Here is a 25,701-nt window from a genome sequence, read left to right as displayed (position 1 = left end):
TCAGGGCCTCGCCGGATGATCGATCAAAGATCGTTTCCGCAGGTCGGATTAGGTATGCCTAAGTGACGCAGGGCACCGCTCGATGATCCGGACGGCGCTTGTCAGGCTCCGCGGAATTACGCAACAATGGCGTTGTGAAAAACGTCGGCGAGGCTCGGGAGACCCCCCTGGGGGCCCCGCAGGAGGAACTCGCGACCGGTGAGCGCTCCACGCGCAACCGCGTCGCGCGCTCCATCCTGGATCACGGCCCGTCCACCGTCGCCGAACTCGCCGGCCGGCTGGGACTGACCCAGGCGGCCGTCCGGCGCCACCTGGACGCACTGGTCGCCGACGACGTCGTGGAGGCCCGCGAACAGCGCGTGTACGGCACGCGCACGCGCGGCCGCCCCGCCAAGGTCTTCGCGCTGACCGACTGCGGCCGGGACGCCTTCGACCAGTCGTACGACAAGCTCGCCGCGGACGCGCTCCGCTGGATCGCCGAGCAGGGCGGGGGCCCCGAGGCGGTCGCGGCCTTCGCCCGTGCCCGGATCGCCGCCCAGGCGAGCGCGTACCGCAAGGCGATCGAGGCGGTCACGCCGGACAAGCGCGCCGAAGCCCTGGCCAAGGCCTTGAGCGTGGACGGGTACGCTGCTACGGCACGCAGCGCACCGGTCGGCGAGCAGCTGTGCCAGCACCACTGCCCGGTCGCTCATGTCGCGGAGCAGTTCCCGCAGCTGTGCGAGGCGGAGACGGAGATCTTCGCCGAGCTGCTGGGTACCCACGTCCAGCGACTGGCGACCATCGCGCACGGCGACGGCGTCTGCACGACGTTCATCCCCAAGACATCCACTGACGCACCTGCAAGCACGGCCGGGAGGAACCCCGCATGACTCTCCCCACGGAGACTGCCCACCCCGAACTCGAGGGCCTGGGCAAGTACGAATACGGCTGGGCCGACTCCGACGTGGCCGGTGCCTCCGCCAGGCGCGGCCTGAACGAGGAGGTCGTCCGCGACATCTCCGGCAAGAAGTCGGAGCCGGAGTGGATGACCAAGCTGCGCCTGAAGGGCCTGAAGCTCTTCGAGAAGAAGCCGATGCCGAACTGGGGCTCCGACCTCTCGGGCATCGACTTCGACAACATCAAGTACTTCGTGCGCTCCACGGAGAAGCAGGCGGAGTCCTGGGAGGACCTGCCCGAGGACATCAAGAACACCTACGACAAGCTGGGCATCCCGGAGGCCGAGAAGCAGCGCCTGGTCGCCGGCGTCGCCGCCCAGTACGAGTCGGAGGTCGTCTACCACCAGATCCGCGAGGACCTGGAGGAGCAGGGCGTCATCTTCCTCGACACCGACACCGCCCTGAAGGAGCACCCGGAGCTCTTCAAGGAGTACTTCGGCACCGTCATCCCCGCCGGTGACAACAAGTTCGCCGCGCTGAACACCGCTGTGTGGTCCGGCGGCTCCTTCATCTACGTCCCGAAGGGCGTGCACGTCGAGATCCCGCTCCAGGCCTACTTCCGCATCAACACGGAGAACATGGGCCAGTTCGAGCGGACCCTGATCATCGTCGACGAGGGTGCCTACGTGCACTACGTCGAGGGTTGTACGGCCCCGATCTACAAGTCGGACTCGCTGCACTCCGCGGTCGTCGAGATCATCGTCAAGAAGAACGCCCGCTGCCGCTACACGACCATCCAGAACTGGTCGAACAACGTCTACAACCTGGTCACCAAGCGCGCCGTGGCCTACGAGGGCGCGACCATGGAGTGGATCGACGGCAACATCGGCTCCAAGGTGACGATGAAGTACCCGGCCGTCTACCTGATGGGCGAGCACGCCAAGGGCGAGACCCTCTCCATCGCCTTCGCGGGCGAGGGCCAGCACCAGGACGCCGGTTCGAAGATGGTCCACATGGCCCCGAACACCTCGTCCAACATCGTCTCCAAGTCGGTGGCCCGCGGTGGCGGCCGTACCTCGTACCGCGGCCTGGTCGAGATCGGCGAGGGTGCCGCCGGGTCGAAGTCCAACGTGCTGTGCGACGCGCTGCTGGTCGACACCATCTCCCGCTCCGACACGTACCCCTACGTCGACGTCCGCGAGGACGACGTGTCCATGGGCCACGAGGCGACCGTCTCCAAGGTCTCCGAGGACCAGCTCTTCTACCTGATGAGCCGCGGTCTGACCGAGTTCGAGGCGATGGCGATGATCGTGCGCGGCTTCGTCGAGCCGATCGCCAAGGAGCTGCCCATGGAGTACGCCCTTGAGCTCAACCGGCTGATCGAGCTGCAGATGGAAGGCGCGGTCGGCTAAAGGCCCGCCCCATCGGTCAGCACACGTCTTACTCAGAAAGCGAGCACTACGACAGCCATGGCTGAGGCTCAGAACATCCCGGTGGGCTCCACCACCGCCGGCCAGATCGCGGTCGCCGCCGAGTCGACCGTCGTCTCGCGCATGAGCGCGCCCCCGTCCTTCGACGTGTCGGACTTCCCGGTCCCGCACGGCCGCGAGGAGGAGTGGCGGTTCACCCCGCTGGAGCGGCTGCGCGGGCTGCACGACGGCACCGCGGTCGCCACCGGCGACGGCGTGAAGGTCACCGTCGAGGCCCCCGAGGGCGTCGTCGTCGAGACCGTCGGCCGCGAGGACGCGCGCCTCGGCAGGGCCGGCACCCCGGTGGACCGCGTCGCCGCCCAGGCGTACTCGGCGTTCGAGAAGGCCGGCGTGGTCACCGTCCCCAAGGAGACGGTGCTCACCGAGCCGATCCGGATCGCCGCGCACGGCGAGGGCGGGGTCGCCTTCGCCCACCAGGTGATCGAGCTGGGCGCCTTCGCCGAGGCCGTCGTGGTCATCGACCACACCGGTGACGTCGTGCTCGCCGCCAACGTCGACTACATCCTGGGCGACGGCGCCAAGCTGACCGTCGTCTCCGTGCAGGACTGGGACGACAAGGCCGTGCACGTGGCCCAGCACAACGCGCTGGTCGGCCGGGACGCCTCCTTCAAGTCCGTGGTCGTCACCTTCGGCGGTGACGTGGTCCGCGTGCACCCGCGCGTGACCTACGCCGGCCCCGGTGGCGAGGCCGAGCTGTTCGGCCTGTACTTCACCGACGCCGGGCAGCACCAGGAGCACCGCCTGCTGGTCACCCACAACACCCCGCACTGCAAGTCGAACGTCGTCTACAAGGGCGCGCTCCAGGGCGACGACGCGCACGCGGTCTGGATCGGCGACGTGCTCATCGAGGCCAAGGCCGAGGGCACGGACACCTACGAGATGAACCGCAACCTGGTCCTCACGGACGGCGCGCGCGTCGACTCGGTGCCGAACCTGGAGATCGAGACCGGCGAGATCGTCGGCGCCGGCCACGCCTCCGCGACCGGCCGCTTCGACGACGAGCAGCTCTTCTACCTGATGGCCCGCGGCATCCCGCAGCACGAGGCCCGCCGCCTGGTGGTCCGCGGCTTCTTCGCCGAACTGGTCCAGCAGATCGGTGTCGCCGACATCGAGGAGCGCCTGCTCGCCAAGATCGAGGAGGAGCTGGAGGCTTCGGTCGCATGACCTTCGTACGCGTCTGCGGGCTGAGCGAGCTGGAGGAGGACACCCCGAAGCGGGTGGAGATCGACAGCACGCCGGTCTCGGTCGTCAAGACCGAGGGCGAGGTGTTCGCGATCTACGACATCTGCTCCCACGCGAACGTCTCGCTCTCCGAGGGCGAGGTGGAGGACTGCCAGATCGAGTGCTGGCTGCACGGCTCCTCCTTCGACCTGCGCACCGGCAAGCCGTCCGGCCTCCCGGCCACGCGCCCCGTCCCCGTATACCCCGTAAAGATCGAAGGGGACGACGTTCTCGTCTCCCTCACCCAGGAGTCCTGAGGCACCCATGGCAACGCTTGAAATCCGAGACCTGCACGTCACCGTCGAGGCCGACAACGCCACGAAGGAGATCCTCAAGGGCGTAGACCTCACCGTGAAGCAGGGCGAGACGCACGCCATCATGGGCCCCAACGGCTCCGGCAAGTCGACCCTCGCCTACTCCCTCGCGGGTCACCCGAAGTACACGATCACCCGCGGCACCGTCACCCTCGACGGCGAGGACGTCCTGGAGATGTCCGTCGACGAGCGCGCCCGCGCCGGCCTGTTCCTGGCGATGCAGTACCCGGTCGAGGTCCCCGGCGTCTCGGTCTCCAACTTCCTGCGCACCTCCGCCACCGCCGTCCGTGGCGAGGCCCCCAAGCTGCGCACCTGGGTGAAGGAGGTCAAGGAGACCATGGAGCGCCTCAACATGGACCCCTCCTTCGCCGAGCGCAACGTCAACGAGGGCTTCTCCGGCGGTGAGAAGAAGCGCCACGAGATCCTCCAGCTGGAGCTGCTCAAGCCGAAGGTCGCGATCCTCGACGAGACGGACTCCGGTCTGGACGTCGACGCGCTCCGCATCGTCTCCGAGGGCGTCAACCGCGTCCGCGAGACCGGCGAGGTCGGCACCCTGCTGATCACGCACTACACGCGCATCCTGCGCTACATCAAGCCCGACTTCGTCCACGTCTTCTCCGGCGGCCGGATCGTCGAGTCCGGCGGTGCCGAACTCGCCGACAAGCTGGAGGACGAGGGCTACGAGGCATACACGAAGGGTGGCGTATCCGCGTGACACAGATGCCGGGCCTCCTCGACACAGAGGCGATCCGCAAGGACTTCCCCGTCCTCGACCGACTGGTCCACGACGGCAAGAAGCTCGTGTACCTGGACAACGCGGCGACCTCGCAGAAGCCGCGCCAGGTACTGGACGCCCTGAGCGAGTACTACGAGCGCTACAACGCCAACGTCCACCGCGGTGTGCATGTGCTCGCCGAGGAGGCCACGGCGCTGTACGAGGGCGCGCGTGACAAGGTCGCCGAGTTCGTCAACGCGCCCAGCCGCGACGAGGTGATCTTCACCAAGAACGCCTCCGAGTCGCTGAACCTCGTGGCGAACATGCTGGGCTGGGCCGAGGAGCCCTACCGGGTGGACCACGAGACCGAGATCGTCATCACGGAGATGGAGCACCACTCCAACATCGTGCCGTGGCAGCTGCTCGCACAGCGCACGGGCGCGAAGCTGAAGTGGTTCGGTCTCACGGACGACGGCCGGCTGGACCTGACCAACATCGACGAGATCATCACGGAGAAGACGAAGATCGTCTCCTTCGTGCTGGTGTCGAACATCCTGGGCACCGTCAACCCGGTCGAGGCGATAGTGCGCCGCGCCCAGGAGGTCGGCGCGCTGGTCTGCATCGACGCCTCCCAGGCCGCCCCGCACATGCCGCTGGACGTGCAGGCCCTGCAGGCCGACTTCGTGGCCTTCACCGGCCACAAGATGTGCGGCCCGACGGGCATCGGCGTCCTGTGGGGCCGCCAGGAGCTCCTGGAGGACCTTCCCCCCTTCCTGGGCGGCGGCGAGATGATCGAGACCGTCTCGATGCACTCCTCCACCTACGCCCCGGCGCCGCACAAGTTCGAGGCGGGCACGCCCCCGATCGCTCAGGCGGTCGGTCTCGGCGCGGCGATCGACTACCTCCAGTCGATCGGCATGGAGAAGATCCTCGCCCATGAGCACGCGCTGACCGAGTACGCGGTCCAGCGTCTGCAGAAGGTCCCGGACCTGAGGATCATCGGCCCGACCACGGCCGAGGACCGGGGTGCCGCGATCTCCTTCACGCTCGGTGACATCCACCCGCACGACGTGGGCCAGGTCCTCGACGAGCAGGGCATCGCGGTTCGCGTCGGCCACCACTGCGCGCGCCCGGTCTGCCTGCGCTACGGAATTCCTGCGACCACGCGAGCGTCGTTCTATCTGTACTCCACGCCGGCCGAGATCGACGCACTGGTCGAGGGGCTGGAGCACGTACGGAACTTCTTCGGCTGAGAGGCGTGTCTACACCGTGAAGTTGGACTCGATGTACCAGGAAGTCATCCTGGACCACTACAAGAACCCCCACGGGCGTGGTCTGCGGGATGGCGACGCCGAGGTGCACCACGTGAACCCGACGTGCGGCGACGAGATCACCCTCCGCGTGAAGTACGACGGCACGACGATCGCGGACGTCTCGTACGAGGGCCAGGGCTGCTCGATCAGCCAGGCGAGCGCGTCGGTCCTCAACGAGCTGCTGGTCGGCAAGGACCTGCCCGATGCGCAGAAGATCCAGGAGACCTTCCTGGAGCTGATGCAGTCCAAGGGCCGGATCGAGCCCGACGACGCGATGGAGGACATCCTGGAGGACGCGGTCGCGTTCGCCGGTGTCTCCAAGTACCCCGCGCGGGTCAAGTGCGCCCTCCTGAGCTGGATGGCGTGGAAGGACGCGACGGCCCAGGCGCTGGGTGGCGCCGACGCCGAAAGGAAGACGGCATGACCGACACCGCTGAGATGAAGCCGGCCTCCGAGGAGGAGCTGCGCGAGGCCCTGATGGACGTCGTCGACCCCGAGCTGGGCATCGACGTCGTCAACCTCGGCCTGATCTACGGCATCCACATCGACGACTCCAACATCGCGACCGTCGACATGACCCTCACCTCGGCGGCGTGCCCGCTGACGGACGTCATCGAGGACCAGGCCAAGTCCGCCACGGACGGCCTCGTCAACGAACTGCGCATCAACTGGGTCTGGATGCCCCCGTGGGGCCCCGACAAGATCACGGACGACGGCCGCGAGCAGCTCCGGGCGCTCGGGTTCAACGTCTGACACCGAGTCGGTGGAAGGGGCCACGGCCATGTGCCGTGGCCCCTTCGTCGTTCACCGGCGCCGCGGGCTGATGGCCGGCGGTCTCCGCCGGGACCTCCCCGTTGTGTACGACCGTACGCAACGTTGTGTACGCTTGTACACATGGGATACCTGACACTCGCCGGCGCCATAGCCGCCGAGGTCGCCGCGACGACGGCGATGAAGTACAGCGAGGGGTTCAGCCGGTTCTGGCCCTCGCTCGTGACGGCTCTGGGCTACCTCGTCTCCTTCGCGCTGCTCGCCCAGACGCTGAAGACCGTCCAGATCGGCACGGCGTACGCGATCTGGTCCGGGGTCGGCACGGCGGTCATCGCCCTGCTCGGCCTGCTGCTGTTCGGGGAGGGGCTGGGCGTCGCCAAGGTCGGCGGGATCCTGCTGATCATCGGGGGAGTGGTCGTGCTGAACCTCGGCGGGGCGAGCCACTGATGCCCCGCCGCTACGACCCCGACCGGCGCCGGCGCATCGTCGACGCGGCGATCCGCGTGGTCGGCCGGGACGGCATCGCAGGCCTCAGCCACCGCTCGGTCGCCGCCGAGGCGGACGTCCCGCTCGGCTCCACGACGTACCACTTCGCCACCCTGGAAGAGCTGATGGTGGCCGCGCTGCGGCAGACCAACGAGAACTTCGGCCGGGTGCTGGCCGAGCGGCTGCCGGAGAACGGCGAGGGCGATCTCGCCGCCGACCTCGCCCGCGCGCTCGGCGTGTGGCTGGGCGGCGAGCGCACGGGCGTGGAGCTGGAGTACGAGCTGTATCTGGCGGCCCTGCGCCGGCCCGCCCTGCGCCCCGTCGCCGCCGAGTGGACCGATCAGGCGGCGGCACTGCTGGCCCGCCGCACGGACCCGCTCACCGCCCGGGCCCTGCTCGCGCTGATGGACGGAATCTGTCTCCAGGTCCTGCTGACGGGCGGTTCGTACGACGAGGAGTACGCCCGCGCCGCCCTCGCTCGGCTGATCCCCCGAAGCGGCGACCGGCACGTGAGACGCGGTTCGCCCTGACCACCCCGCCCACGTTAGGTTTTCTTCCATGACCGACTCTGCTTCCCGCACCACCGGCGCCGTCGCCGCCGGCCTCGCCACCCTCGCCTCCGACGGCACCGTTCTCGACACCTGGTTCCCGGCCCCCGAGCTGGTCGCGGAGCCGGGCCCGGCCGGCACCGAGCGGCTGACCGCCGAGCAGGCGGCCCAGCTGCTGGGCGGCGGCGCGACCGCGGCGGTCGGCCCGGACGCCCGCCGGGGCGTCGAGGTGGTCGCGGTCCGGACGGTCATCGCCTCCCTCGACGAGAAGCCGCTCGACGCGCACGACGTCTACCTGCGGCTGCACCTGCTCTCGCACCGCCTGGTCAAGCCGCACGGCCAGAGCCTGGACGGCATCTTCGGCCACCTCGCCAACGTCGCCTGGACCTCGCTCGGCCCGGTCGCCGTCGACGACATCGAGAAGGTGCGCCTGAACGCCCGCGCCGAGGGCCTGCACCTGCAGGTCACCTCGATCGACAAGTTCCCGCGCATGACCGACTACGTCGCCCCCAAGGGCGTCCGCATCGCCGACGCCGACCGGGTCCGCCTCGGCGCGCACCTCGCCGAGGGCACCACCGTCATGCACGAGGGCTTCGTCAACTTCAACGCCGGCACGCTCGGCACCTCGATGGTCGAGGGCCGGATCTCCGCGGGCGTCGTGGTCGGCAACGGCTCCGACATCGGCGGCGGCGCCTCCACCATGGGCACCCTGTCCGGCGGCGGCAACGTGATCATCTCCATCGGCGAGCGCTGCCTGATCGGCGCCGAGGCGGGCGTCGGCATCGCCCTCGGCGACGAGTGCGTGGTCGAGGCCGGCCTCTACATCACCGCGGGCACCCGGATCACCATGCCCGACGGCCAGATCGTCAAGGCCCGCGAGCTGAACGGCGCCTCCAACATCCTCTTCCGCCGCAACTCGGTCACCGGCACGGTCGAGGCCCGCCCGAACAACGCGGTCTGGGGCGGCCTGAACGACATCCTGCACAGCCACAACTGACCGCAACGCCCTCGGAGCGCCCTTCGCCGCGCGGTGATGGGCGCTCCGTCAGGCCGGCGGAGCCGCCGCGGACGCCCGCAGCGCCGCGAAGCGCACGCCGTCCGTGCCCTCGGCGAACAGGCCCGCGCCGGCGTCGACGTGCGGCGATTCGGGCAGCCCGGCCTCAGCGTTCCGCCGGATGTGCCGTGATGTGCCGTCAGGAGTCTGCGGTGCCGTCGTGGTTGGTCGCGCGGTTCGCCGCGCGCCTTCGGGGCGCGCCGAAGCCGGCCCGGGCGCTGATCAGGCGGTCGTCAGTTCCTCGTACCGCGCCAGCAGCCCGTCGGCCGCCTCCCGGCCCGCGGGCAGCAGCGGTGCGCGCACCGGGCCCGCGGGCAGGCCGAGCCGGGCGAGGAGGGCCTTGGCGGTGACCGTGCCGGGCAGGCCCGCGCCCATCATCGCCTCGATCAACGGCGTGGCGCGCAGCTGGAGTTCGGTCGCCCGGGCGGTGTCGCCCGCGTCGAAGGCGTCGAGGATCGCGGCGATCCGGCCGGGTACGGCGTTCGCGACCGTGCTCACGCAGCCCGCCGCGCCGACCGCGTACAGCGCCAGCATATGCTCGTCGCAGCCCGCGTAGAACGCCAGGTCCGTGCCTGCCAGCACCTTCTGGGCGCCGAGGAAATCGTAGGAGCAGTCCTTGACGGCCACGATCCGCGGATGCCCGGCGAGGCGGATCATCGTCTCCGGCTCGATCCGGGTACCGGTGCGGCCCGGAATGTCGTACAGCATCACGGGCAGCTCACTCGCGTCGGCGACCGCGCGGAAGTGCGCCTCCACCGCCTGCTGGGGCGGCCTGCTGTAGTACGGAGTCACCACCAGCACGCCGTCGGCGCCCGCCCGCCCGGCCGCCAGGGCCAGCTCGACGGTGTGCCGGGTGTCCGCGCTGCCCACGCCCGCGACCAGGGGCACCCCCTCGCCGACCGCCTCCCGTACGGCCGCGACCAGCTCCGCCTTCTCCGCGTCCGTGGTGGTGGGCGATTCGCCCGTGGTGCCGTTCAGCACCAGACCGTCGCAGCCCTCGGCCACCAGCCACGCGGCCAGCTTCCGGGCACCGTCCAGGTCGAGGGCTCCCTCCTCGGTGAACGGCGTGATCATCGCGCAGAGAGCGCGGCCGAAGGGGCGGACGGCGGTGGTGCGTGAGGTCCTCATGGGAGTAGTCTCGGCGCCGCATCCGTGAAGCTCTACTTAATTCTTCTACGAGGTATCGCTAAGTATTGCTGATGCGTCGGGGCGGCGGCCGAAGGTCCTGTGTCCAACTCGGCCCCTCATGGGTCACTATGGCCGGAGGGTCACCGACGTTCGTCATGGGAGGCACCATGAAGCTCGGCAAGGCACTGGCCACGGGAGTCGCCGAGGAGCGGCCGCTCGTCGACGAGGAGCAGACCCCGCTCCCCGAGGAGACCGCCCGCACCGAACCGGCCGAGCCGGCCCGCGAAGAGGTCCCGGCCGCCCGATGAGGCTCCGGCTCCCGGCGGAACGCCCGACGGAGCCGCCGACCGGATACAAGATCGCCCACCCGGTGCTGTCCCAGGACGGCACCCGGGCCGGGTTCACCGGTGTCTCGCTCGGCGGCGCGCTGCCGTACGCCGTACTCGACGACGCCTCCTGCGTCTACGGCCGCCGGCACCGCCCGCCGGCCCGGCTGTGCGACTGCGGCTTCCACTGCGTCCACGACCGCGGTGCCGCCGAGGCCATGCTGTGCACCGCCGAGCACCGCACCGCCCTGCTCCTGGAGGTCTCCGTGCTCGGCGCCTACATCCGCTTCGAGCGCGGCTTCCGCTACGCCCGGCAGCGGGTGCGCACGGCCACCGCGGGACCGTGCGCCTGCGGCGCCACCGCCGTCGCGCTCGCCGACGCCGGCTGGGGCAGACCCGGCTGGCGGGCCCTCGCCCCCGTCTGCGGCGACTGTGTGCGCGGCAGTGCGTCCGTCTCGCTCGCCGGCTTCGCCGGGCTGGCCGGGCAGGGGCTGCGGGTCGCGGCGCGGGGCGGCGGTACGGCACTCCCGTCCGCCGAGTTGGCGTACGGCGCAGAGCCGGGCGTGCCCGAACTCGTCGCGGAGGCCGCGCTGTTGCAGGCTCGGCTCGACTGGTTCCAGAGCCAGCTCGCGCGGCTGGGTGAGCGCGGGAACGGGAGCGCGGAGCGGGGCTGACGGGCTTCGGGCCGGGTACCCGGGTGTTGGGTGCGGATGCCTGCGGCGGCCCGTGCGGGTGCGTCGTGGCCGGGGTCGCGCCTACGGTGGGTTGTGAGTCGGTGCCGCGCCAGGCGGTGTCCGTCCTCGGTCCGGCGGGCTGTTCGTCGCGTGGTGCGGGGAGGTTTCGCCGCCCGCCGCGGGCGGACACTGCTCGCCACGACCCCTCCCCGCCGTGCGCGACCTCAGGAGGCATCACGCTCAGCGCTCCAGCGATCAGGGAAAGGGCACACCGATGAAGCACAGGATTCCGCACGGCTCGGGCGCCAAGGGTCCCGACGAGCTGCGGCAGCAGATCGAGCACACCAGGCACCAACTCGGCCACACCGTCGCGCAGTTGGTCGGCAAGGCCGATGTGAAGGGCCGGGCACGGGTGCGGGCCGCCGACCTGAGGGACAAGGCCGGCGCCATGACCGTACAGCTGCGGGTGAGCGCGGCCCACGCCGGCCACGGCATGCAGGACAGGGCCGCCAAGGCCGGTCACGTCGTGCAGGGCAGGGCGGCCCGGGCGGGTCACACGGTGCAGGGCAAGGCCACACAGGTGGGGCACGCGCTGCAGGGGCGGGCCGTGCAGGCCGGGCATACGGCGCAGGGCCGGGCGAGTCGCGCCGGGCACGTGGTGCAGGAACGGGCCGGACGTCATCCGGGGCCGGTTCTCGCCGTGGGCGTGCTGGGCGCGGCCGCGGTGGCGGCGGGCGTCGCCCGGCGCAGGCGGCGCCACTGAGATCGACCGCCCGAGCGGCGGTGGCTCGACATCACCCTCGTACCGAAGATCAGATCCGTCTGGACAAAATAATTTTTCGGTGCGAGGGTGGGCGCATGCTGGACGTGACCGTGATCGAGGACCCCGAGGCGGCGGCCGTGTCGCTGGACCCCATCCGGGCCCGGCTGCTCGCCGAGCTGGCCGCCGAGCCCGCGTCGGCGGCGATGCTGGCCGGCAAGGTCGGACTGCCCCGGCAGAAGGTGAACTACCACCTCAAGGCGCTGGAGCGGCACGGCCTGGTCGAGCTGGCCGGAGAGCGCCGCAAGGGCAATGTCACCGAGCGGCTGATGCGCGCGACCGCCGCGTCGTACGTCATCTCGCCGGCCGCCCTGCCCGCCGTGCAGCCGGACCCGGACCGCTTCCGCGACCAGCTCTCCGCGCGCTGGCTGCTCGCGCTCGGCGCCCGCCTGGTGCGGGACGTCGGCGCGCTGATCACCGGCGCCGCCAAGGCCAGGAAGCGGCTGGCGACCTATGCCCTCGACGGCCAGGTCCGGTTCGCCTCCGCCGCCGACCGCGCGGCCTTCGTGCAGGAGCTGACGGCGGGCGTGAGCGCCTTGATCCGCAAGTACGACGCCCCGGATGCCGAGGGCGGCAGGGATCACCGGATCGTCGTCGCCCTCCATCCCACGGTCAAGGAACAGCCCGCCCCCGCACTGGATCAGTGAGAAAGAGCCCCGCCATGTCCAAGGAATTCGAGATCGTCCGCGAGTTCGAGGTCGACGTCCCGCCCGAGAAGGTCTGGGAGGCCGTCACCACCGGCACCGGTGGCTATCTGTGGCCCATGGACCCGCCCGAGCCCAGGGAGGGCGGCAAGGGCCCCTTCGGATCCACCGTCACCGCCTGGGACCCGCCCCACCGCTACACCAACCGCAGCGAGGACGTCGGCTTCCCGACCCAGACCGCCAACCAGCTCGACTACACCATCGAGCCCCGCGACGAGGGCCGCCGCGCCTGGGTGCGCTATGTCCACAGCGGCATCTTCACGGACGACTGGAACAACCAGTACGACGGCGCGAGCAAGCACACCAACTTCTATCTGCACACCCTGTGCGAGTACCTGACGCACTTCGCACCCCGCCCGGTCGTCTTCGCCCAGCTGCAGGGCCCCGCCGCCTCGCAGAACCCGAGGGCGCTGGCCGCCGTCGGGCACGCCCTCGGCCTGGCGGACGACACGGCGGCGGGGACGAAGACCGGCGTGCGGGGACCCGGCGGGCGGACCCTGGACGCCGTACTCGACTACCGCAACCCGTACTTCATCGGGCTGCGCACCGACGGCGCGCTCATCCGCTTCTTCGGGCGCGGCCACTGGGGCGCCCCCCTCGGCATCAGCATCCACGACTTCGCGCCGGACGCCGACGCCGAGGCGAACGAGAGCGCCTGGCAGGACTGGCTGAACGGGGTGTTCAGCCAGTCCTGAACGGGAGTTACGGGCGCAAGCGCAGCACCTGCGGGTCGTGGTCGCTGATCTGGTCGTCGAACTCGGCGTTGATGTGCACGCTGTCGTACTCGAAGTCGCAGCCGCGCCGGATCGCGGGGCTGATCAGGATCTGGTCCAGGACCTGCTCGTTGCCCTGGTAGTCGTAGGTGTAACGCTCGCTCTTCGGCAGCGACTTGATCGCCGACCACAGCTCGCCGTCACCCTCGAGGATCTTCGCGGTGCCGGAGAACTCGAAGTCGTTCATGTCGCCGAGCGCGATGACGTCCGCGTTCCGCTGGACCTTCAGGATGTCCTTGACGAAGGCGTTCACCGCGGTCGCCTGTGCGTGGCGCTGGATCTCCGAGCTGCGCGTGGGCGGCTGGTACTGCGAGGTCAGGCCCTGGTCGCCGCCCTTGGAGACCAGGTGGTTGGCGATCACGAAGACGGTCTTGCCGCGGAAGACGAACTCGCCGGCCAGCGGCTTGCGGCTGTCCTTCCAGGCCGCGTTCGCCGGGTCGATCCGGCCGGGGGAGACCGTCAGTTCGGCCTTGCCGTTCTCCTTGGTGACGCCGACCGCGGTGGTGGAGTCGCCGCCCGGCCGGTCCACGAAGGACACCCGCTCGGGGTTGAACAGGAACACCTGGCGGATGTTGCCGCCCGGCTCGCCGCCGTCCTGGTCGTTGACCGGGTTGATCGAGCGCCAGTCGTACTTCGGGCCGCCCGCCGCGACGATCGCGTCGATCAGCTTGTTCACGGTGACGCTCGCGTCGACCGTGCCGTCGTCCGTGGCACCGTTGTTGTCCTGGATCTCCTCCAGGGACACGATGTCCGGCGACTGCAGGTTGTTCACGATCGCGGCGGCGTGCTGGTCGAACGTGTTGTCCGACGGGTCGAGGTTCTCGACGTTGTAGGTGGCCACCGCCAGCTCGCGGCCCGACTGCCTGCGGGTCGTCTCGCGCTCCAGGCCGCCGCTCCTCAGCGTGCCGAGCTTGCTCGCGACCAGGGTGTAGCCGCCGAACTGGTTGAAGTCCAGCGGGCCGGTGGTGGTGCCCTCCAGGGTGTCGCCGACGTTCGCCTTCGGGAAGTCGGCGGTCGAGCCCAGCGACTGGATCTGCAGCCGGCCGGTGTTCTGCGAGTCGTAGGAGCCGTAGACCGTGCCGCCGCGGCGGCTCCGGTGCTCCCAGGGCTTCACCGTGACCCACAGCTCGCTGTACGGGTCGGTGCGGCCGACCACGCGGGTGTCCTCGACCTGGACGTTCATGCCCTCCAGGGACTCGTAGTAGTCCAGGGCGTACGCCGACGGGTCCAGGGTCAGGCCGTTGACCGAACCGCCGGCGGCGGTGTCGCCCTCCGGCGCGTACTCGTCCGGCACCGAGTCCTCGTCGATCACGACCGGCGCCGGGACCGCGTTGCCGGTGGAGACCGTCGTGATCGTCGGCTTGGTGATCTCCGTGACCGACTGGTTGCCGGAGGAGGCGCCGCCCGGGACGTACTCCGAGACCGTGCCGGTCACCGTCACCGAGTCGCCGGCCGCGACCTTGGGCGCGGAGCCGGTGAAGACGAAGACACCCTCGCTGGTGGCCGGATTGTCGTCCGGGTTCGGATCCTGCATCCAGAAACCTCTGGAGGAGCCGTAGGTGCGCGTGGCCGTGACGATGCCGGGAACGTCCGTCACCTTCTGGCCCGCGAACGGCGATATTCGGGTGGTGCCCTGAATGTCGTGGATACGCACCGAGTCGGCGTGCGCGGGCGAGGTGAGGACGACGGCGGACGCCGCGCTGCAGACGGCGGCGACGGTGAGCGCGGCGAGGCGCGCGGAAGACCTGCTCGGCAAGGGATCCCTCCGGGGACGTGACGATGCGCCGGGACGAGGGTGGTACGGGAGCGTGGAGGACTCGTAGCCCTCTGTGACACGCGTAGAGCCGAGTGAACAGTTGTCCCCCCAACTTCTACGCGCGTCAATCTCCTGCCTGGCAACGGGAGTTGTCAAGGTTTCGGCCATGTACGGTGGCCGTCGGGGAGATGAACCGGGCGGCATGGGTGGAAATCCGTCTAGGCTGAGCGGCTGAGCCCGTTCACGGTCCGAGGAGAACCAGCCGATGCCAGACAGCTCCCCCCTGCCGCCCGTACGGCTGCGCCCCGAAGCGGAGCTGGCACACGCCGCGCTGTCCACTCCGCTGCTCTCCCGCGCCGCCCGCCTCGCCCGCTGGGCCGGGCCCGACACCCGCGTGGACGCCGGCGGCGGACTGGTCGAGGAGCAGCTTCCGGCCGCCGCCGAAGTGCTCGGACTGAGCGACGACGACGCCGCCGCGTACGCCGCCGAGGCCTGGCGGGTCGCCGTGGACACCGGACTGGTCGAGATCGTCGACGAGGAGGCCGGGACGGTCCGGGCCGGCGAGGAGCTGAAGCTGCTCACCGGGGGCGCCCCGGCCGATGTGCTCGCCGTGTGGCTCACCGCGCTGGAGACCGTCATCGCCGACGCGAGCGTCCCCGACCTGGACGACCTGGTCGACACCCTGGACGAGGGCGGCGAGATCGATTTCGCGTCACTCGACTGGGATCCCGAGGCCGAGGCGGAGTTCCTGGACGGCGTCCTCGGCAACCTCTATCTGCTGACGGTGAGTGAGGACGGCCCCGGCGAGGGCCCGGTCCCGCTGCCCGCCCTCGCCGCCTCCATGATCGTCCCCGACGACATGGGCGAGCCCACCAACGACGTCCTGGAGCAGGTCTCCGACGCGATGATGCGGCTCGACGACCAGTTCCGGGTGCTGGAGCCGGTCGGGCTCGTGGAGTACCAGCCGGTCGACGAGGCGCTGATGGCCGACGCCGAGGAGGAGCCCGCGGCGTCGCCGGACGACACCGACGTCACCCGGTACGGCATGGTCCGGCTCACCCCGCTCGGTGCGTACGGGCTGCGGGCGCGGCTGCTGGAGGCCGGGCTCCAGGCGCCGGCCGTCGGGGACCTCGCCGACAAGGGCGCGGACGCGCTGCTCGACGCCACGGCCGGGTTCGGCCAGGCGGCTGCCCGGGCCGAGACCGAGCAGTGGCTCGCGCGCCGCGAACCCCTCGCCGCGGCACGGGAGTTGCTGGCGGCGGCACGGGGTGCGGACGCGGGCGCGCCGCTGCGCCGACTGCGCTGCCAGCAGGCCCTGTCCCTGATCGGCACGGAGGCCGAGCCGGCGCTGCGGGAGGTGCTGGACGACCCGGAACTGGGCGGCCTGGCCCGGGTGTGGCTCAGCGAACGGGGCGCGGCGGGGGTGCCGGCGCCGTCCGAGGAGCTGGTGTTCTGGCTGACCATCGACACGGTGGCCGCGCAGCTGGCGGCCGAGGGCAACTCCGCGGAGCTGCAGGCGCTGGTGGAGGGGCTGGCCGCGCAGCACAGCGGGTTCTTCTCCGCGGCCTGGCGGGTGGAGCACCCGGCCACGGCCGATGTGCTGGAGGCGATGGGGCGGCTGCATCCGGACAAGAAGGTGGCGAAGGAGGCGCGGAAGGCCGCGTTCAAGGCGAGGTCGGCGCACGGCGGTTGAGGGCTCCTTGGGTCGGCCATGGGGTGGTGCATACGGATTCTTGAACAAGGGCATCTGGAGTGACCCGGCGTTCAACTGCCGTTCAGGGTGTGGCGGGAGCGTGTGCGCCGAACCGAGGTCCGCCCCTCCACGGCACTCCGACCGTCTCAGGAGACACACCATGTCGCTCACCCGCAGGGACTTCGCCAGAAAATCCGCGATCACCGGTGCCGGGGTCGCCCTGGCGGGCAGCGTCGGCGTCCTCGCCACCGCGCCCAACGCCCTCGCCGCGACCGACATCGACACCGCCGGGGCGGAGGAACCGGCCCACAGCGGCCACCACGGCGTCGGCTACGGCCCGCTGGTCCCCGACCCGGACGGCATCCTCGCCCTGCCGGCGGGCTTCACGTACAAGATCGTCACCTACAGCGGCAGGACCAGGCTGGAGTCCGGCGAGTTCACCCCCTCCCACCACGACGGCACCGCCGCCTTCGAGGGCCCCCGCGGCACGACCCTCCTCGTCAACAACCACGAGCTCGCCGGCGCCCGCGCCCAGTGGCCGCACCCGGTGCCGCCGACCGAGGGGCTCGTCTACGACCCGGCGGCGGCCGGCGGCTGCACCGTCGTCGAGGTCCGCCGCGGCGGCGAGGTCGCCGAATGGGTCGGCATCGCCGGCACCGCCACCAACTGCGCGGGCGGCAGCACCCCGTGGGGCACCTGGCTGACCTGCGAGGAAACCGAGGACAAGGCCGGCACACACGGCTTCACCAAGGACCACGGCTATGTCTTCGAGGTCGACCCCGAGGACCGCCGGGCCAACCGCGACCCCAGGCCCGTCAAGGCCCTGGGCCGCTACGCCCACGAGGCCGTCGTCGTCGACCCCAGGCGCGGCCACCTCTACCTGACCGAGGACGCGGCCGGCCCCAACGGCCTGCTCTACCGCTGGACCCCGCCGGAGGGCTTCCGCCACGGCCGCGGCGAGCTGCGCACCCTCGCCGACGACGCGGGCCGGCTCCAGGCCTTCAGGTGCTTCGACTCCGGCGGAAGGTTCGTCGACGACCTGTCCCGCGCCACGAGGATCGGCACGGTCTACGGCGTCGACTGGGTGGACGTCCCCGACCGCGACGCGAGGACCGTGTCGGTGCGCAAGCAGTTCACCGACGGCCAGGTCACCCGCGCCCGCAAGCTGGAGGGCATGTGGTGGGGCGACGGCGGCGCCTACATCGTCTCCTCCTACGCCCGCGCGGAGAGCCCGGTCCAGCACGACGGCCAGGTCTGGTTCTACGACCCGCGGCGCCGCACGCTGACCCTCAAGGTCCTGCTCGGCATGAACCCGGACCCGGGCCGGGACGGCGCCTTCGACGGCCCCGACAACATCACCGTCTCCCCGTACGGCGGCCTGGTCATCGCCGAGGACGGCGAGGGCGTCCAGCACCTGTTCGGCGCCACCGAGAGCGGCCGCACCTACCCGATCGCCCGCAACGAACTCAACACGGGCACCGAAGCGGAGCCGGAATACAGCGAGTTCACCGGCGTCACTTTCTCCCCCGACGGCCGGACCCTGTTCGCCAACATCCAGACACCCGGCATCATGCTCGCGATCACGGGGCCGTGGAAGCGGCAGCGGCGTTAGGACACGGATTCGCCGAACGGGTGACTCGAGCTCGATTCGTCGAAGTACGCGCACGCTGTTCCGGTCGGCGTGCCCGGCCCTTATATCTCACGTTACTACGATCCGTGCGTCTATTCTCACGCTGAGTAGTTCTACCATCACACTCAGATGAGAAAGGGCACACACATGCGCACGTTTCAGCGCGCCGCGCTCGTGGCGGCGGTGGTCGCGGGACTGTCCACCCTGGGCGCCGGCGTCGGCTTCGCCGAGGGCACCGACGGTCCGCACGAGGTCTCCGCCGTGGCTTCCGCGCACGCCACCGCGGTGGTCACGTGGGGCGCCCCGCACAGCGAGGAGCATTCGAGGCCGGGCCACGAGCCCGAGGAGTCGAAGCCGGGGCATGAGCATCACGGCTCGAAACCCTGTCACAAACACGAGGAGCCGAAGCCCTGTCACAAGCACCACAAGTGCAAGCACCATCACAAGCGGTGCAAGCGCGACCACGAGCGCGCGGCTGAACGCTTCTCCGACGCCTGGGCGGACGTGAACGCCTCGGAGGCGTGAGGAGCCGGACCATGCGGCCGGGACGGTGAGCCACCCGCCGGAGACCAGGCACGGCGGCCGTCGGGGGGCGGGGCCATGATGGCGATATGCCCCGCCCCCCGACGCCCCGCCCGGCCGCCGCCCCCGGCCGCCTGGAGTCGGCCCCGACGCCCCGGACCGCCGTGGCGTGGCTGCCCCCGGCCGGACTGTGGCCCGCCATCCAGGGCATCCGCGCCGAGCACGACCCGCAGATCCGCCGCTGGCCGCCCCATGTGAACCTGATCTTCGGCTTCGTACCGGAGGAGGACTTCCCGGCGGCGTTCCCGCTGCTGGCCGCCGCGGCCGCGCAGTGCGAGCCCTTCGGCATCCGGCTCGGCGGGGTCCGCTTCTTCCGCCACCGGTCCTACTCCACCGTGTGGCTCGACCCCGCGGCGGCCGGCGCCGCGCCCTGGACGGAGCTCCGGCGCGTGCTGGCGGAGCCCTTCCCGTCCTGCACGGACCGCTTCCCGCGTTTCACCCCGCACCTCTCGCTCGGCCGCACCCGCGCCCCGCGTGTGCTCGCCGCCGAATGCGCCGCCCGGCTCGGCGTACTGCATGCGCGCGTGGCCGAGATCGCGGTGCTGTCCCGCCGTGACGACGGCCCGATGCGGACGCGTGCCACGATCGGCCTGGGCACCGGCGCGGTACGCCGCCATCTCGGACCGGACCCGGCCACCGGCGGGTACGAGCCCCCGGAACCGCACTGACCGGGGGGCGTCCCGATAGGATTCGGGGAGAATCCCCGGTCCGCGAGGAGTGTCTGGATGCCGCAGGTCAGGCCCATGCGCGCGGACGCCCGGCGCAACTATGAGCGGCTGCTGAAGGTCGCGGCGGAGGCCTTCGCCGAGCACGGGGAGAACGCGTCACTGGACGACATCGCCAAGCGAGCGGGCGTCGGCTCCGGCACGCTCTACCGGCACTTCCCGACCCGGCAGGCGCTGCTGGAGGCCGCGTACGTGGACCGGATCGAGGCCATGGCGGCCCGGGCCGACGAGCTCGCCGCCGAACTGCCGCCCGGTGAGGCGCTGGTGGAGTGGCTGGGCGAGGTGGGTGTCGGGGCGATCCAGGTGCGCGGCCTGAAGGCCCTCCTGGGTTCGGCCGTCACCGACGGCAGCTCCCTCGCGGCCACGGCCTGCGGCACCCGGATGAAGGACGCGGCACGGCGGCTGGTGGAGGCGGCCCAGCGGGAGGGCAGCCTGCGGGAGGACGTCGAGCCGATCGAGGTCCTGCGCCTCGCACATGGCGTGGCGTCCGCGTCGGAACTCGCGGACGGGCAGGGGAGGCAGATCCGCCGCTACCTGTCCCTGCTGACGGAGGGACTGCGGCCGGACGGCACGGCCCGGGAACCGGGCGCCCCCTGACGGACGGGGGCGCCACCGGCTCTCGTACGGCCGGGTACGACCGTCTACAGGGCCCGCGCCCCCGGCTCCACCATGTTTCTCACCGTGCGGGCCTTGACGAAGTCGCCCAGAGCCGTCATGTCCCACTCGCCGGAGAACTGGCGGACGAGCTTGGCCATCATCACGCCCGTCTGGGGCTCGGCGTGGGTGAGGTCGAAGCGGACCAGTTCCTCGTCGGTGGTGGCGTCCACCAGGCGGCAGTAGGCCTTGGCGACCTCGGTGAACTTCTGGCCGGAGAAGGAGTTGACCGTGAAGACCAGACCGGTGATCTCCTGGGGCACGCGGCCGAGGTCGACCGTGATCACCTCGTCGTCGCCCGCGCCCTCGCCGGTGAGGTTGTCGCCGGAGTGCTTGATCGCGCCGTTCAGGATCGTCAGCTTGCCGAAGTAGCAGCTGTCGACGTGGTTGCGCTGCGGGCCGTAGGCGATGACCGAGGCGTCCAGGTCGATGTCCGCGCCGCGGAACGCCGGCTCCCAGCCGAGCCCCATCCTGACCTGGGCGAGCAGCGGGCGGCCGCCCTTGACGAGGGACACGGTCTGGTTCTTCCGGAGGCTGACCCGGCCCTTGTCGAGGTTGATCTTCCCGGCGCCCGGAGCGGGCGCGGGCGGGACCGGGGGAGGGGACGCCGGCGGGGCGGGCGGGGTGACCGGCGTCTGCACGGTGGGCGCCGGCGGGGCCACCGGCTGCGGCGCAGTCGCCGGGGCCGCCGCCGGCTCCTCCACCGTCACGCCGAAGTCCGTCGCGATGCCGGCCAGCCCGTTGGCGTACCCCTGGCCGACCGCGCGGGCCTTCCAGGTGCCGCCCCGGCGGTAGATCTCCACGACGACCAGCGCCGTCTCCGCGCCGAGCTGGGGCGGGGTGAACGTGGCCAGCACCGCGCCGCCGTCCGCGTCGCGGATCGTGGCCGTCGGCTCGATGCCCTGGAAGGTCCGGCCGGCCGCGTCCGGGCTGGCCGTGACGACGATCTTCTCGATGTCCGGCGGGACGGCGGCGGTGTCGACCGTGATCGCGTCCGGCGCCGCACCGCCGCCGGGCGCATACGTCACGCCCGGCCCCGCCGGCTGGTTGTAGAAGATGAAGTCGTCGTCCGAGCGCACCTTGCCGTCGGCGGTGAGCAGCAGGCCCGACACGTCGAGCCGCACCGGAGCGGCGACGTCCACCGTCACGCGCGCGGCCGGAAGAGGGATGTTCGAGCCAGGGGTCATAGCTGTCATGCCGGGTGAACGAACAACACCGCTTTACCGTTCCCTTACCCGCGGAAACCCGTCGAACGGCCTGCCGGACGGCCTACGGCACCACCACGATCTTCCGCCCCACCCCGGCCGCGAACTGCTCCAGCGCCTGCGGGTACCGCGCCAGCGGGATCCGGTCGCTGATGAACACCTGCGGGTCCAGCACCCCGTTCGCGAACAGCTCGGCCGCCCGTTCGAAGCTGTGCAGCACCGCCATGGAGCCGGTGATGGTGATCTCCTGGTTGTAGATGCGGTACGGGTCGATCGTCACCCGGGTCGCGTAGTCGGCCACCCCGAACTGCAGGAACGTACCCGCCTTCGCCACCCGGCCCAGGCCGTCCTGGATCGCCGCCGCGTTGCCGGTCGCGTCCACCACGACGTCCCAGCCCTGCGGACGGTCCAGCTCGGCCGCGTTCGCGGCGGACGCCGAGACGCCCAGCCGTACGGCCGTCTCCAGGCGTGCCGGGTTCACGTCCACCACGTCCACACGGGCCGCGCCGGTCCGCTTGGCGAGCTCCAGCATCATCAGGCCCATGGTCCCCGAGCCGTAGATCAGGACATGCGCGCCCAGACGGGACTGCAGGACGTCGTAGCCGCGCACGGCGCAGGACAGCGGCTCGACCAGGGCCGCGTCCTCGGTGCGCACGTGGTCCGGCAGCTTGACGCAGTTCGCCACCGGCGCGACGGCGTACTGCGCCGCCCCGCCGGCCGTGGTCACGCCGATCGCGGCCCACCGTTCGCACAGGTTGTTGTGGCCGGTACGGCAGTAACGGCACTCGTAGCAGTACAGGGAGGGGTCGACGGCCACCCGGTCGCCGACCGCCACCTCGGTGACCTGGGTGCCGACGCCGACCACCTCGCCCGCGAACTCGTGGCCGGGGACGATCGGCAGCTTGGGCGCGAACTCGCCCTGGAGGATGTGCAGGTCGGTGCCGCACAGGCCGCAGGCGGCCACTTCCACGACGACCTCGCGCGGGCCGGGCGTCGGGTCCGGCACCTCGGTGACGACGGCGCGGCCCACGGACTCGATGACGGCGGCCTTCATTTCACGGCTCCCAACGACAGGCCCTGGACCAGCTTGTCCTGGGCGGCGAACCCCGCGGCGAGCACCGGCAGGGAGACGACGAGCGACGCGGCGCACACCTTGGCCAGGAACAGGCCCTGGCTGGTGATGAAGCCGGTCAGGAAGACGGGGGCGGTCTCGGCGACCACGCCCGTGAGGACTCGGGCGAAGAGCAGTTCGTTCCAGCTGAAGATGAAGCAGATCAGTGCGGTGGCGGCGATGCCGGGCAGGGCGATCGGGGCGACCACGCGCGCGAGGATGGTCGGCAGCCGGGCGCCGTCGATCTGCGCCGCCTCGATCACCGCCACCGGGACCTCGGCGAGGAACGACTGCATCATCCACACCGCGATCGGCAGGTTCATGGAGGTGTAGAGGATGACCAGGAGCCAGATGTTGTCGAGCGTCCCGGTGTTCTTCGCGAACAGGTAGACCGGCAGCAGGCCGGCCACCACCGGCAGCATCTTCGTGGACAGGAAGAAGAACAGGACGTCCGTCCACTTGCGGACCCGCCGGATCGACAGCGCGTACGCCGCCGGCAGGGCGAGGAGCAGCACGCAGATCGTCGACACCACGGACGCCACCGTGGAGTTGATCAGCGCCGGCCAGGGGCTCGCGCCGCCGCCCGACCCGAAGAACTCGCGGTAGCCGTCGAGGGTCAGGGAGGCGGCGAAGGACGGCGGGTTGGTCGCCGCGTCCGCCTCGGAGTGGAAGGACGTCAGCGCCATCCAGGCGATGGGCAGGAAGAACACGATCCCGACGAGCCAGGCCACGAGACCCAGGCCGTTACGGCGGAGCACGGCGTTCATGCGCGGGACACCTCCTCGCGGAACAGGGACGACACCACGCGCAGGGCGAAGGTCGCGATGATGATCGAGCCGATGACCACCAGGACGCCGGCGGCCGAGGCGAGGCCGTTCTCGTGGGCCTGGTAGAAGCTCTGGTAGACGGTGTAGGGCAGGTTGGCGGTGCCGAGGCCGCCGGACGTGATCGTGAAGACCGCGTCGAAGTTCTGGACGATGTAGATGGAGCCCAGCAAGGCGCCGAGTTCGAGGTAGCGGCGCAGGTGCGGCAGTGTCAGGTGGCGGAAGACCTGCCAGTCGTTCGCGCCGTCCACCCGCGCGGCCTCGATCTGCTCGGGGTCACGGCTCTGCAGCCCGGCGAGCAGGATCAGCATCATGAACGGCGTCCACTGCCACACCAGGGAGGCCTCGACCGCGAGCAGCGGGGTGTGGGAGATCCAGTCGGGCTGTGGGCCGCCCAAATAGTGCAACAACCCATTCAGCAGGCCGTATTCGGGGTTGTAGAGCACATGCTTCCAGAGCAGGGCCGCGGCCACCGGCACGACCAGGAAGGGTGCGATGAGGAGGGTGCGGACGATGCCCCGGCCGAGGAACTTCCGGTTCAGCAGCAGCGCGAGCGCCAGCCCGAGGACCAGGCTGACCAGCACCACCGTCACGGTGAGCAGCACGGTCGTCCAGACCGAGTGGCGCAGGTCCGCGTCCGTCAGGACCTGGCGGTAGTTGTCCAGGCCGGTGAAGTGGCGGGCCTTGGGGTAGAGGGCGTTCCAGTCGAAGAGGGAGATCACCAGCGTGGCCACGAACGGCAGCTGGGTCACCACGATCATGAAGACGAGGGCGGGCATGAGCGGGGCCCGGGTGGCCCAGGCGCGCAGGCGGGCGGAGGGCTGCCGCGTGGCGCGTACCGGTGTGGTCGCAAGGGGTGCTGTCGTCGCGGTCATCGTCCCTCGTACTCCTTGGAGATCTTCTCGGCGAGCGCCTGCGAGTGCCTCAGGGCCGAGTCGACGGACTGGCGTCCGGCGACGGCCGCGCTGATCTCCTGGGAGACCTTGGTGCCGAGGTCGGTGAACTCGGGGATGTCGACGAACTGGATGCCGGGCGCGGGGCGCGGCTGCACACCGGGATCACCGGGCCGGGCGCTCTCGATGGCCTGCTTCGTCATGTCCTGGAAGGCGGCGGCCGACGCGCGGTAGTCGGCGTTGGTGTACGTCGAGGCCCGCTTGCCCGCCGGGACGTTCGGCCAGCCGCTGATCCGGCCGACCAGCTGCTCGTACCCCTTGCCGGACGCCCAGGACACGAACTTCCAGGCCCTGTCCGGATTGCGGGAGGCCTTCTGGATGCCCCAGGCCCAGGTGTAGAGCCAGCCGGAGGACGAGGTCTTCTCCACGGGGGCGGGGGCGTAGCCGAGCTTGCCCTGGACGGGGGAGCCCTTCGCCTCCAGCAGGCCGGCCGCGGACGTGGCGTCGTACCACATGGCGACCTTGCCCTGGGTCATGTCGTTGAGGCACTCGGCGAAGCCGGACTGGGCGGCACCGGACTCGCCGTGCCTGCGCACCAGGTCGACATAGAACTTCGTCGCCTTCTCGAACTCGGGGGAGTCGAGGTGCGCCTTCCAGTTCTTGTCGAACCAGGTGCCGCCGAAGGTGTTCACCACCGTGGTCAGCGGCGCGATCATCTCGCCCCAGCCGGGCAGGCCGCGCAGACAGATGCCCTTCATGCCGGGCCTGGCGCCGTCCACCCGCGCGGCGAGGTCGGCGACCTGCGTCCACGTCGGGTGCGCGGGCATGGTCAGGCCCTTCGCCGCGAACACGTCCTTGCGGTACATCAGGAAGGACGACTCGCCGTAGAAGGGCTGGCCGTAGAGCTTGCCGTCGGAGGCGGTCAGGGACTGGCGCATGGGCCCCAGGACGTCCTGTTCGTCGTACGACGGGTCCTTCGCGACGTACGAGTTCATCTCGTGCAGCCAGCCGTTGCGGGCGTAGATGGGTATCTCGTAGTTGCTCAGGGTCGCCACGTCGTACTGCCCGGCCTGGTTGGCGAAGTCCTGGCTGATCTTGTCGCGGACGTCGTTCTCGGGCAGGACCGTGAAGTTGACCTTGATGCCGGTCTCTTCGGTGAAGCGGGGGGCGAGCTTCTGCAGCTCGGTCATCTGGGGGTTGTTGACCATCAACACGTTGATGGAGTCGCCGCCACCGGTCCCGCCCGCGCCGACCCAGCAGCCGGAGAGCAGCGGGGCGAGCAGCGTCCCTGCGGCGGCCATGGCGAGCGTGGCTCGCGGCCTCCGTCGGCTCTGGGTTCGCATGGATCGCTCCTGAAGATATCGGGATATAAAGGGCACTTGGCGGTGTGGAACGCCTCTGGAAGGAGTGAGTCGG

At 70.8% G+C, this 25,701-nt stretch carries 28 protein-coding genes; 21 read left to right on the top strand and 7 right to left on the bottom strand.

Features of this window, described 5'->3' with window-relative positions:
• Positions 1-134 precede the first annotated feature (134 nt).
• The 11 genes from ACWDEN_RS19325 (at position 135) to dapD (ending at position 8,730) form a co-directional block, all read left to right on the top strand.
• Complete coding sequence (locus ACWDEN_RS19325) at positions 135-869, top strand: helix-turn-helix transcriptional regulator (protein WP_351604960.1); 735 nt, start codon at positions 135-137, stop codon at positions 867-869.
• On the top strand, positions 866-2,287 hold the full coding sequence (gene sufB, locus ACWDEN_RS19320; RefSeq protein WP_069781546.1) for a Fe-S cluster assembly protein SufB: 1,422 nt from the start codon (positions 866-868) through the stop codon (positions 2,285-2,287). Before ACWDEN_RS19325 ends, sufB begins: the two co-directional genes overlap by 4 nt.
• Positions 2,288-2,344: 57 nt before the next feature.
• Positions 2,345-3,529, top strand: a complete 1,185-nt coding sequence (gene sufD, locus ACWDEN_RS19315) for a Fe-S cluster assembly protein SufD (protein ID WP_351604964.1) — start codon at positions 2,345-2,347, stop codon at positions 3,527-3,529.
• Positions 3,526-3,843, top strand: a complete 318-nt coding sequence (locus tag ACWDEN_RS19310) for a non-heme iron oxygenase ferredoxin subunit (RefSeq protein ID WP_351604967.1) — start codon at positions 3,526-3,528, stop codon at positions 3,841-3,843. The genes sufD and ACWDEN_RS19310 overlap by 4 nt, the downstream gene beginning before the upstream one ends.
• Before the next feature lie 7 nt (positions 3,844-3,850).
• Positions 3,851-4,615: a Fe-S cluster assembly ATPase SufC gene (gene sufC / locus ACWDEN_RS19305; RefSeq protein ID WP_351604970.1), complete on the top strand. Its 765-nt coding sequence runs from the start codon at positions 3,851-3,853 to the stop codon at positions 4,613-4,615.
• Complete coding sequence (locus ACWDEN_RS19300; protein ID WP_351604973.1) at positions 4,612-5,868, top strand: cysteine desulfurase; 1,257 nt, start codon at positions 4,612-4,614, stop codon at positions 5,866-5,868. Before sufC ends, ACWDEN_RS19300 begins: the two co-directional genes overlap by 4 nt.
• 16 nt (positions 5,869-5,884) lie before the next feature.
• Entirely contained in the window at positions 5,885-6,352 is a 468-nt protein-coding gene (gene sufU, locus ACWDEN_RS19295; protein ID WP_450859733.1) for a Fe-S cluster assembly sulfur transfer protein SufU, read from the top strand.
• Positions 6,349-6,681 (top strand): metal-sulfur cluster assembly factor, encoded by a 333-nt coding sequence (locus tag ACWDEN_RS19290; RefSeq protein ID WP_030792219.1) that lies wholly within the window; start codon positions 6,349-6,351, stop codon positions 6,679-6,681. The genes sufU and ACWDEN_RS19290 overlap by 4 nt, the downstream gene beginning before the upstream one ends.
• Before the next feature lie 141 nt (positions 6,682-6,822).
• Positions 6,823-7,146: a DMT family transporter gene (locus ACWDEN_RS19285; RefSeq protein WP_351604980.1), complete on the top strand. Its 324-nt coding sequence runs from the start codon at positions 6,823-6,825 to the stop codon at positions 7,144-7,146.
• Complete coding sequence (locus tag ACWDEN_RS19280; RefSeq protein WP_450859732.1) at positions 7,146-7,715, top strand: TetR/AcrR family transcriptional regulator; 570 nt, start codon at positions 7,146-7,148, stop codon at positions 7,713-7,715. Before ACWDEN_RS19285 ends, ACWDEN_RS19280 begins: the two co-directional genes overlap by 1 nt.
• A gap of 28 nt (positions 7,716-7,743) precedes the next feature.
• The gene (dapD, locus tag ACWDEN_RS19275; RefSeq protein ID WP_351604985.1) at positions 7,744-8,730 is read left to right on the top strand and encodes a 2,3,4,5-tetrahydropyridine-2,6-dicarboxylate N-succinyltransferase; all 987 of its coding nucleotides are present in this window, start codon (positions 7,744-7,746) and stop codon (positions 8,728-8,730) included.
• A 279-nt stretch (positions 8,731-9,009) separates the two neighbouring features.
• On the opposite strand, the gene dapA is transcribed toward dapD, so the two are convergent.
• Positions 9,010-9,915 (bottom strand): 4-hydroxy-tetrahydrodipicolinate synthase, encoded by a 906-nt coding sequence (gene dapA / locus ACWDEN_RS19270; RefSeq protein WP_450859731.1) that lies wholly within the window; start codon positions 9,913-9,915, stop codon positions 9,010-9,012.
• A 167-nt stretch (positions 9,916-10,082) separates the two neighbouring features.
• Here dapA and ACWDEN_RS19265 point away from each other — a divergent pair, with 167 nt between their 5' ends.
• The 5 genes from ACWDEN_RS19265 (at position 10,083) to ACWDEN_RS19245 (ending at position 13,134) form a co-directional block, all read left to right on the top strand.
• A complete protein-coding gene (locus tag ACWDEN_RS19265) occupies positions 10,083-10,223 on the top strand; it encodes a hypothetical protein (RefSeq protein ID WP_450859730.1) in 141 nt (46 codons plus the stop codon).
• Positions 10,220-10,915 carry a hypothetical protein gene (locus tag ACWDEN_RS19260; protein ID WP_450859729.1) on the top strand — a complete coding sequence of 232 codons (696 nt, stop codon included), beginning with the start codon at positions 10,220-10,222 and terminating at the stop codon, positions 10,913-10,915. Before ACWDEN_RS19265 ends, ACWDEN_RS19260 begins: the two co-directional genes overlap by 4 nt.
• A gap of 274 nt (positions 10,916-11,189) precedes the next feature.
• Positions 11,190-11,678 carry a DUF3618 domain-containing protein gene (locus ACWDEN_RS19255; protein WP_450859728.1) on the top strand — a complete coding sequence of 163 codons (489 nt, stop codon included), beginning with the start codon at positions 11,190-11,192 and terminating at the stop codon, positions 11,676-11,678.
• Between the two features lie 95 nt (positions 11,679-11,773).
• Positions 11,774-12,382 (top strand): ArsR/SmtB family transcription factor, encoded by a 609-nt coding sequence (locus tag ACWDEN_RS19250; RefSeq protein WP_351604997.1) that lies wholly within the window; start codon positions 11,774-11,776, stop codon positions 12,380-12,382.
• Between the two features lie 14 nt (positions 12,383-12,396).
• Positions 12,397-13,134, top strand: coding sequence for an SRPBCC family protein (locus ACWDEN_RS19245; RefSeq protein WP_351605000.1), 738 nt, complete (start codon positions 12,397-12,399; stop codon positions 13,132-13,134).
• A gap of 7 nt (positions 13,135-13,141) precedes the next feature.
• On the opposite strand, the gene ACWDEN_RS19240 is transcribed toward ACWDEN_RS19245, so the two are convergent.
• Positions 13,142-14,968 carry an endonuclease/exonuclease/phosphatase family protein gene (locus ACWDEN_RS19240; RefSeq protein ID WP_351605003.1) on the bottom strand — a complete coding sequence of 609 codons (1,827 nt, stop codon included), beginning with the start codon at positions 14,966-14,968 and terminating at the stop codon, positions 13,142-13,144.
• A 265-nt stretch (positions 14,969-15,233) separates the two neighbouring features.
• On the opposite strand from ACWDEN_RS19240, the gene ACWDEN_RS19235 reads away from it, so the two are divergent.
• The 5 genes from ACWDEN_RS19235 to ACWDEN_RS19215 all read left to right on the top strand — a co-directional run bounded on the left by ACWDEN_RS19235 (position 15,234) and on the right by ACWDEN_RS19215 (position 20,195).
• Positions 15,234-16,661, top strand: coding sequence for a hypothetical protein (locus ACWDEN_RS19235; protein WP_351605006.1), 1,428 nt, complete (start codon positions 15,234-15,236; stop codon positions 16,659-16,661).
• Between the two features lie 160 nt (positions 16,662-16,821).
• A complete protein-coding gene (locus ACWDEN_RS19230; protein ID WP_351605008.1) occupies positions 16,822-18,273 on the top strand; it encodes an alkaline phosphatase PhoX in 1,452 nt (483 codons plus the stop codon).
• A gap of 165 nt (positions 18,274-18,438) precedes the next feature.
• Complete coding sequence (locus tag ACWDEN_RS19225) at positions 18,439-18,816, top strand: hypothetical protein (RefSeq protein ID WP_351605010.1); 378 nt, start codon at positions 18,439-18,441, stop codon at positions 18,814-18,816.
• A gap of 86 nt (positions 18,817-18,902) precedes the next feature.
• A complete protein-coding gene (locus ACWDEN_RS19220) occupies positions 18,903-19,541 on the top strand; it encodes a 2'-5' RNA ligase family protein (protein WP_351605013.1) in 639 nt (212 codons plus the stop codon).
• 57 nt (positions 19,542-19,598) lie between these two features.
• A complete protein-coding gene (locus ACWDEN_RS19215) occupies positions 19,599-20,195 on the top strand; it encodes a TetR/AcrR family transcriptional regulator (RefSeq protein ID WP_351605016.1) in 597 nt (198 codons plus the stop codon).
• A gap of 44 nt (positions 20,196-20,239) precedes the next feature.
• On the opposite strand, the gene ACWDEN_RS19210 is transcribed toward ACWDEN_RS19215, so the two are convergent.
• The 5 genes from ACWDEN_RS19210 to ACWDEN_RS19190 form a co-directional block, all read right to left on the bottom strand.
• Positions 20,240-21,439, bottom strand: a complete 1,200-nt coding sequence (locus tag ACWDEN_RS19210) for a TerD family protein (RefSeq protein ID WP_450859727.1) — start codon at positions 21,437-21,439, stop codon at positions 20,240-20,242.
• Positions 21,440-21,521: 82 nt separating this feature from the next.
• A complete protein-coding gene (locus ACWDEN_RS19205) occupies positions 21,522-22,511 on the bottom strand; it encodes a zinc-dependent alcohol dehydrogenase family protein (RefSeq protein WP_450859726.1) in 990 nt (329 codons plus the stop codon).
• Positions 22,508-23,335: a carbohydrate ABC transporter permease gene (locus ACWDEN_RS19200; protein ID WP_450859725.1), complete on the bottom strand. Its 828-nt coding sequence runs from the start codon at positions 23,333-23,335 to the stop codon at positions 22,508-22,510. Before ACWDEN_RS19200 ends, ACWDEN_RS19205 begins: the two co-directional genes overlap by 4 nt.
• The gene (locus tag ACWDEN_RS19195; protein WP_351605028.1) at positions 23,332-24,267 is read right to left on the bottom strand and encodes a carbohydrate ABC transporter permease; all 936 of its coding nucleotides are present in this window, start codon (positions 24,265-24,267) and stop codon (positions 23,332-23,334) included. The genes ACWDEN_RS19200 and ACWDEN_RS19195 overlap by 4 nt, the downstream gene beginning before the upstream one ends.
• On the bottom strand, positions 24,264-25,628 hold the full coding sequence (locus tag ACWDEN_RS19190) for an ABC transporter substrate-binding protein (protein ID WP_450859724.1): 1,365 nt from the start codon (positions 25,626-25,628) through the stop codon (positions 24,264-24,266). Before ACWDEN_RS19190 ends, ACWDEN_RS19195 begins: the two co-directional genes overlap by 4 nt.
• Between the last annotated feature and the right edge of the window lie 73 nt (positions 25,629-25,701).

Source organism: Streptomyces sp. NPDC001153, assembly GCF_053598315.1.
The sequence above is the reverse complement of the archived record's forward strand: the minus strand, read 5'-3'. Positions and strand labels throughout refer to the sequence as shown.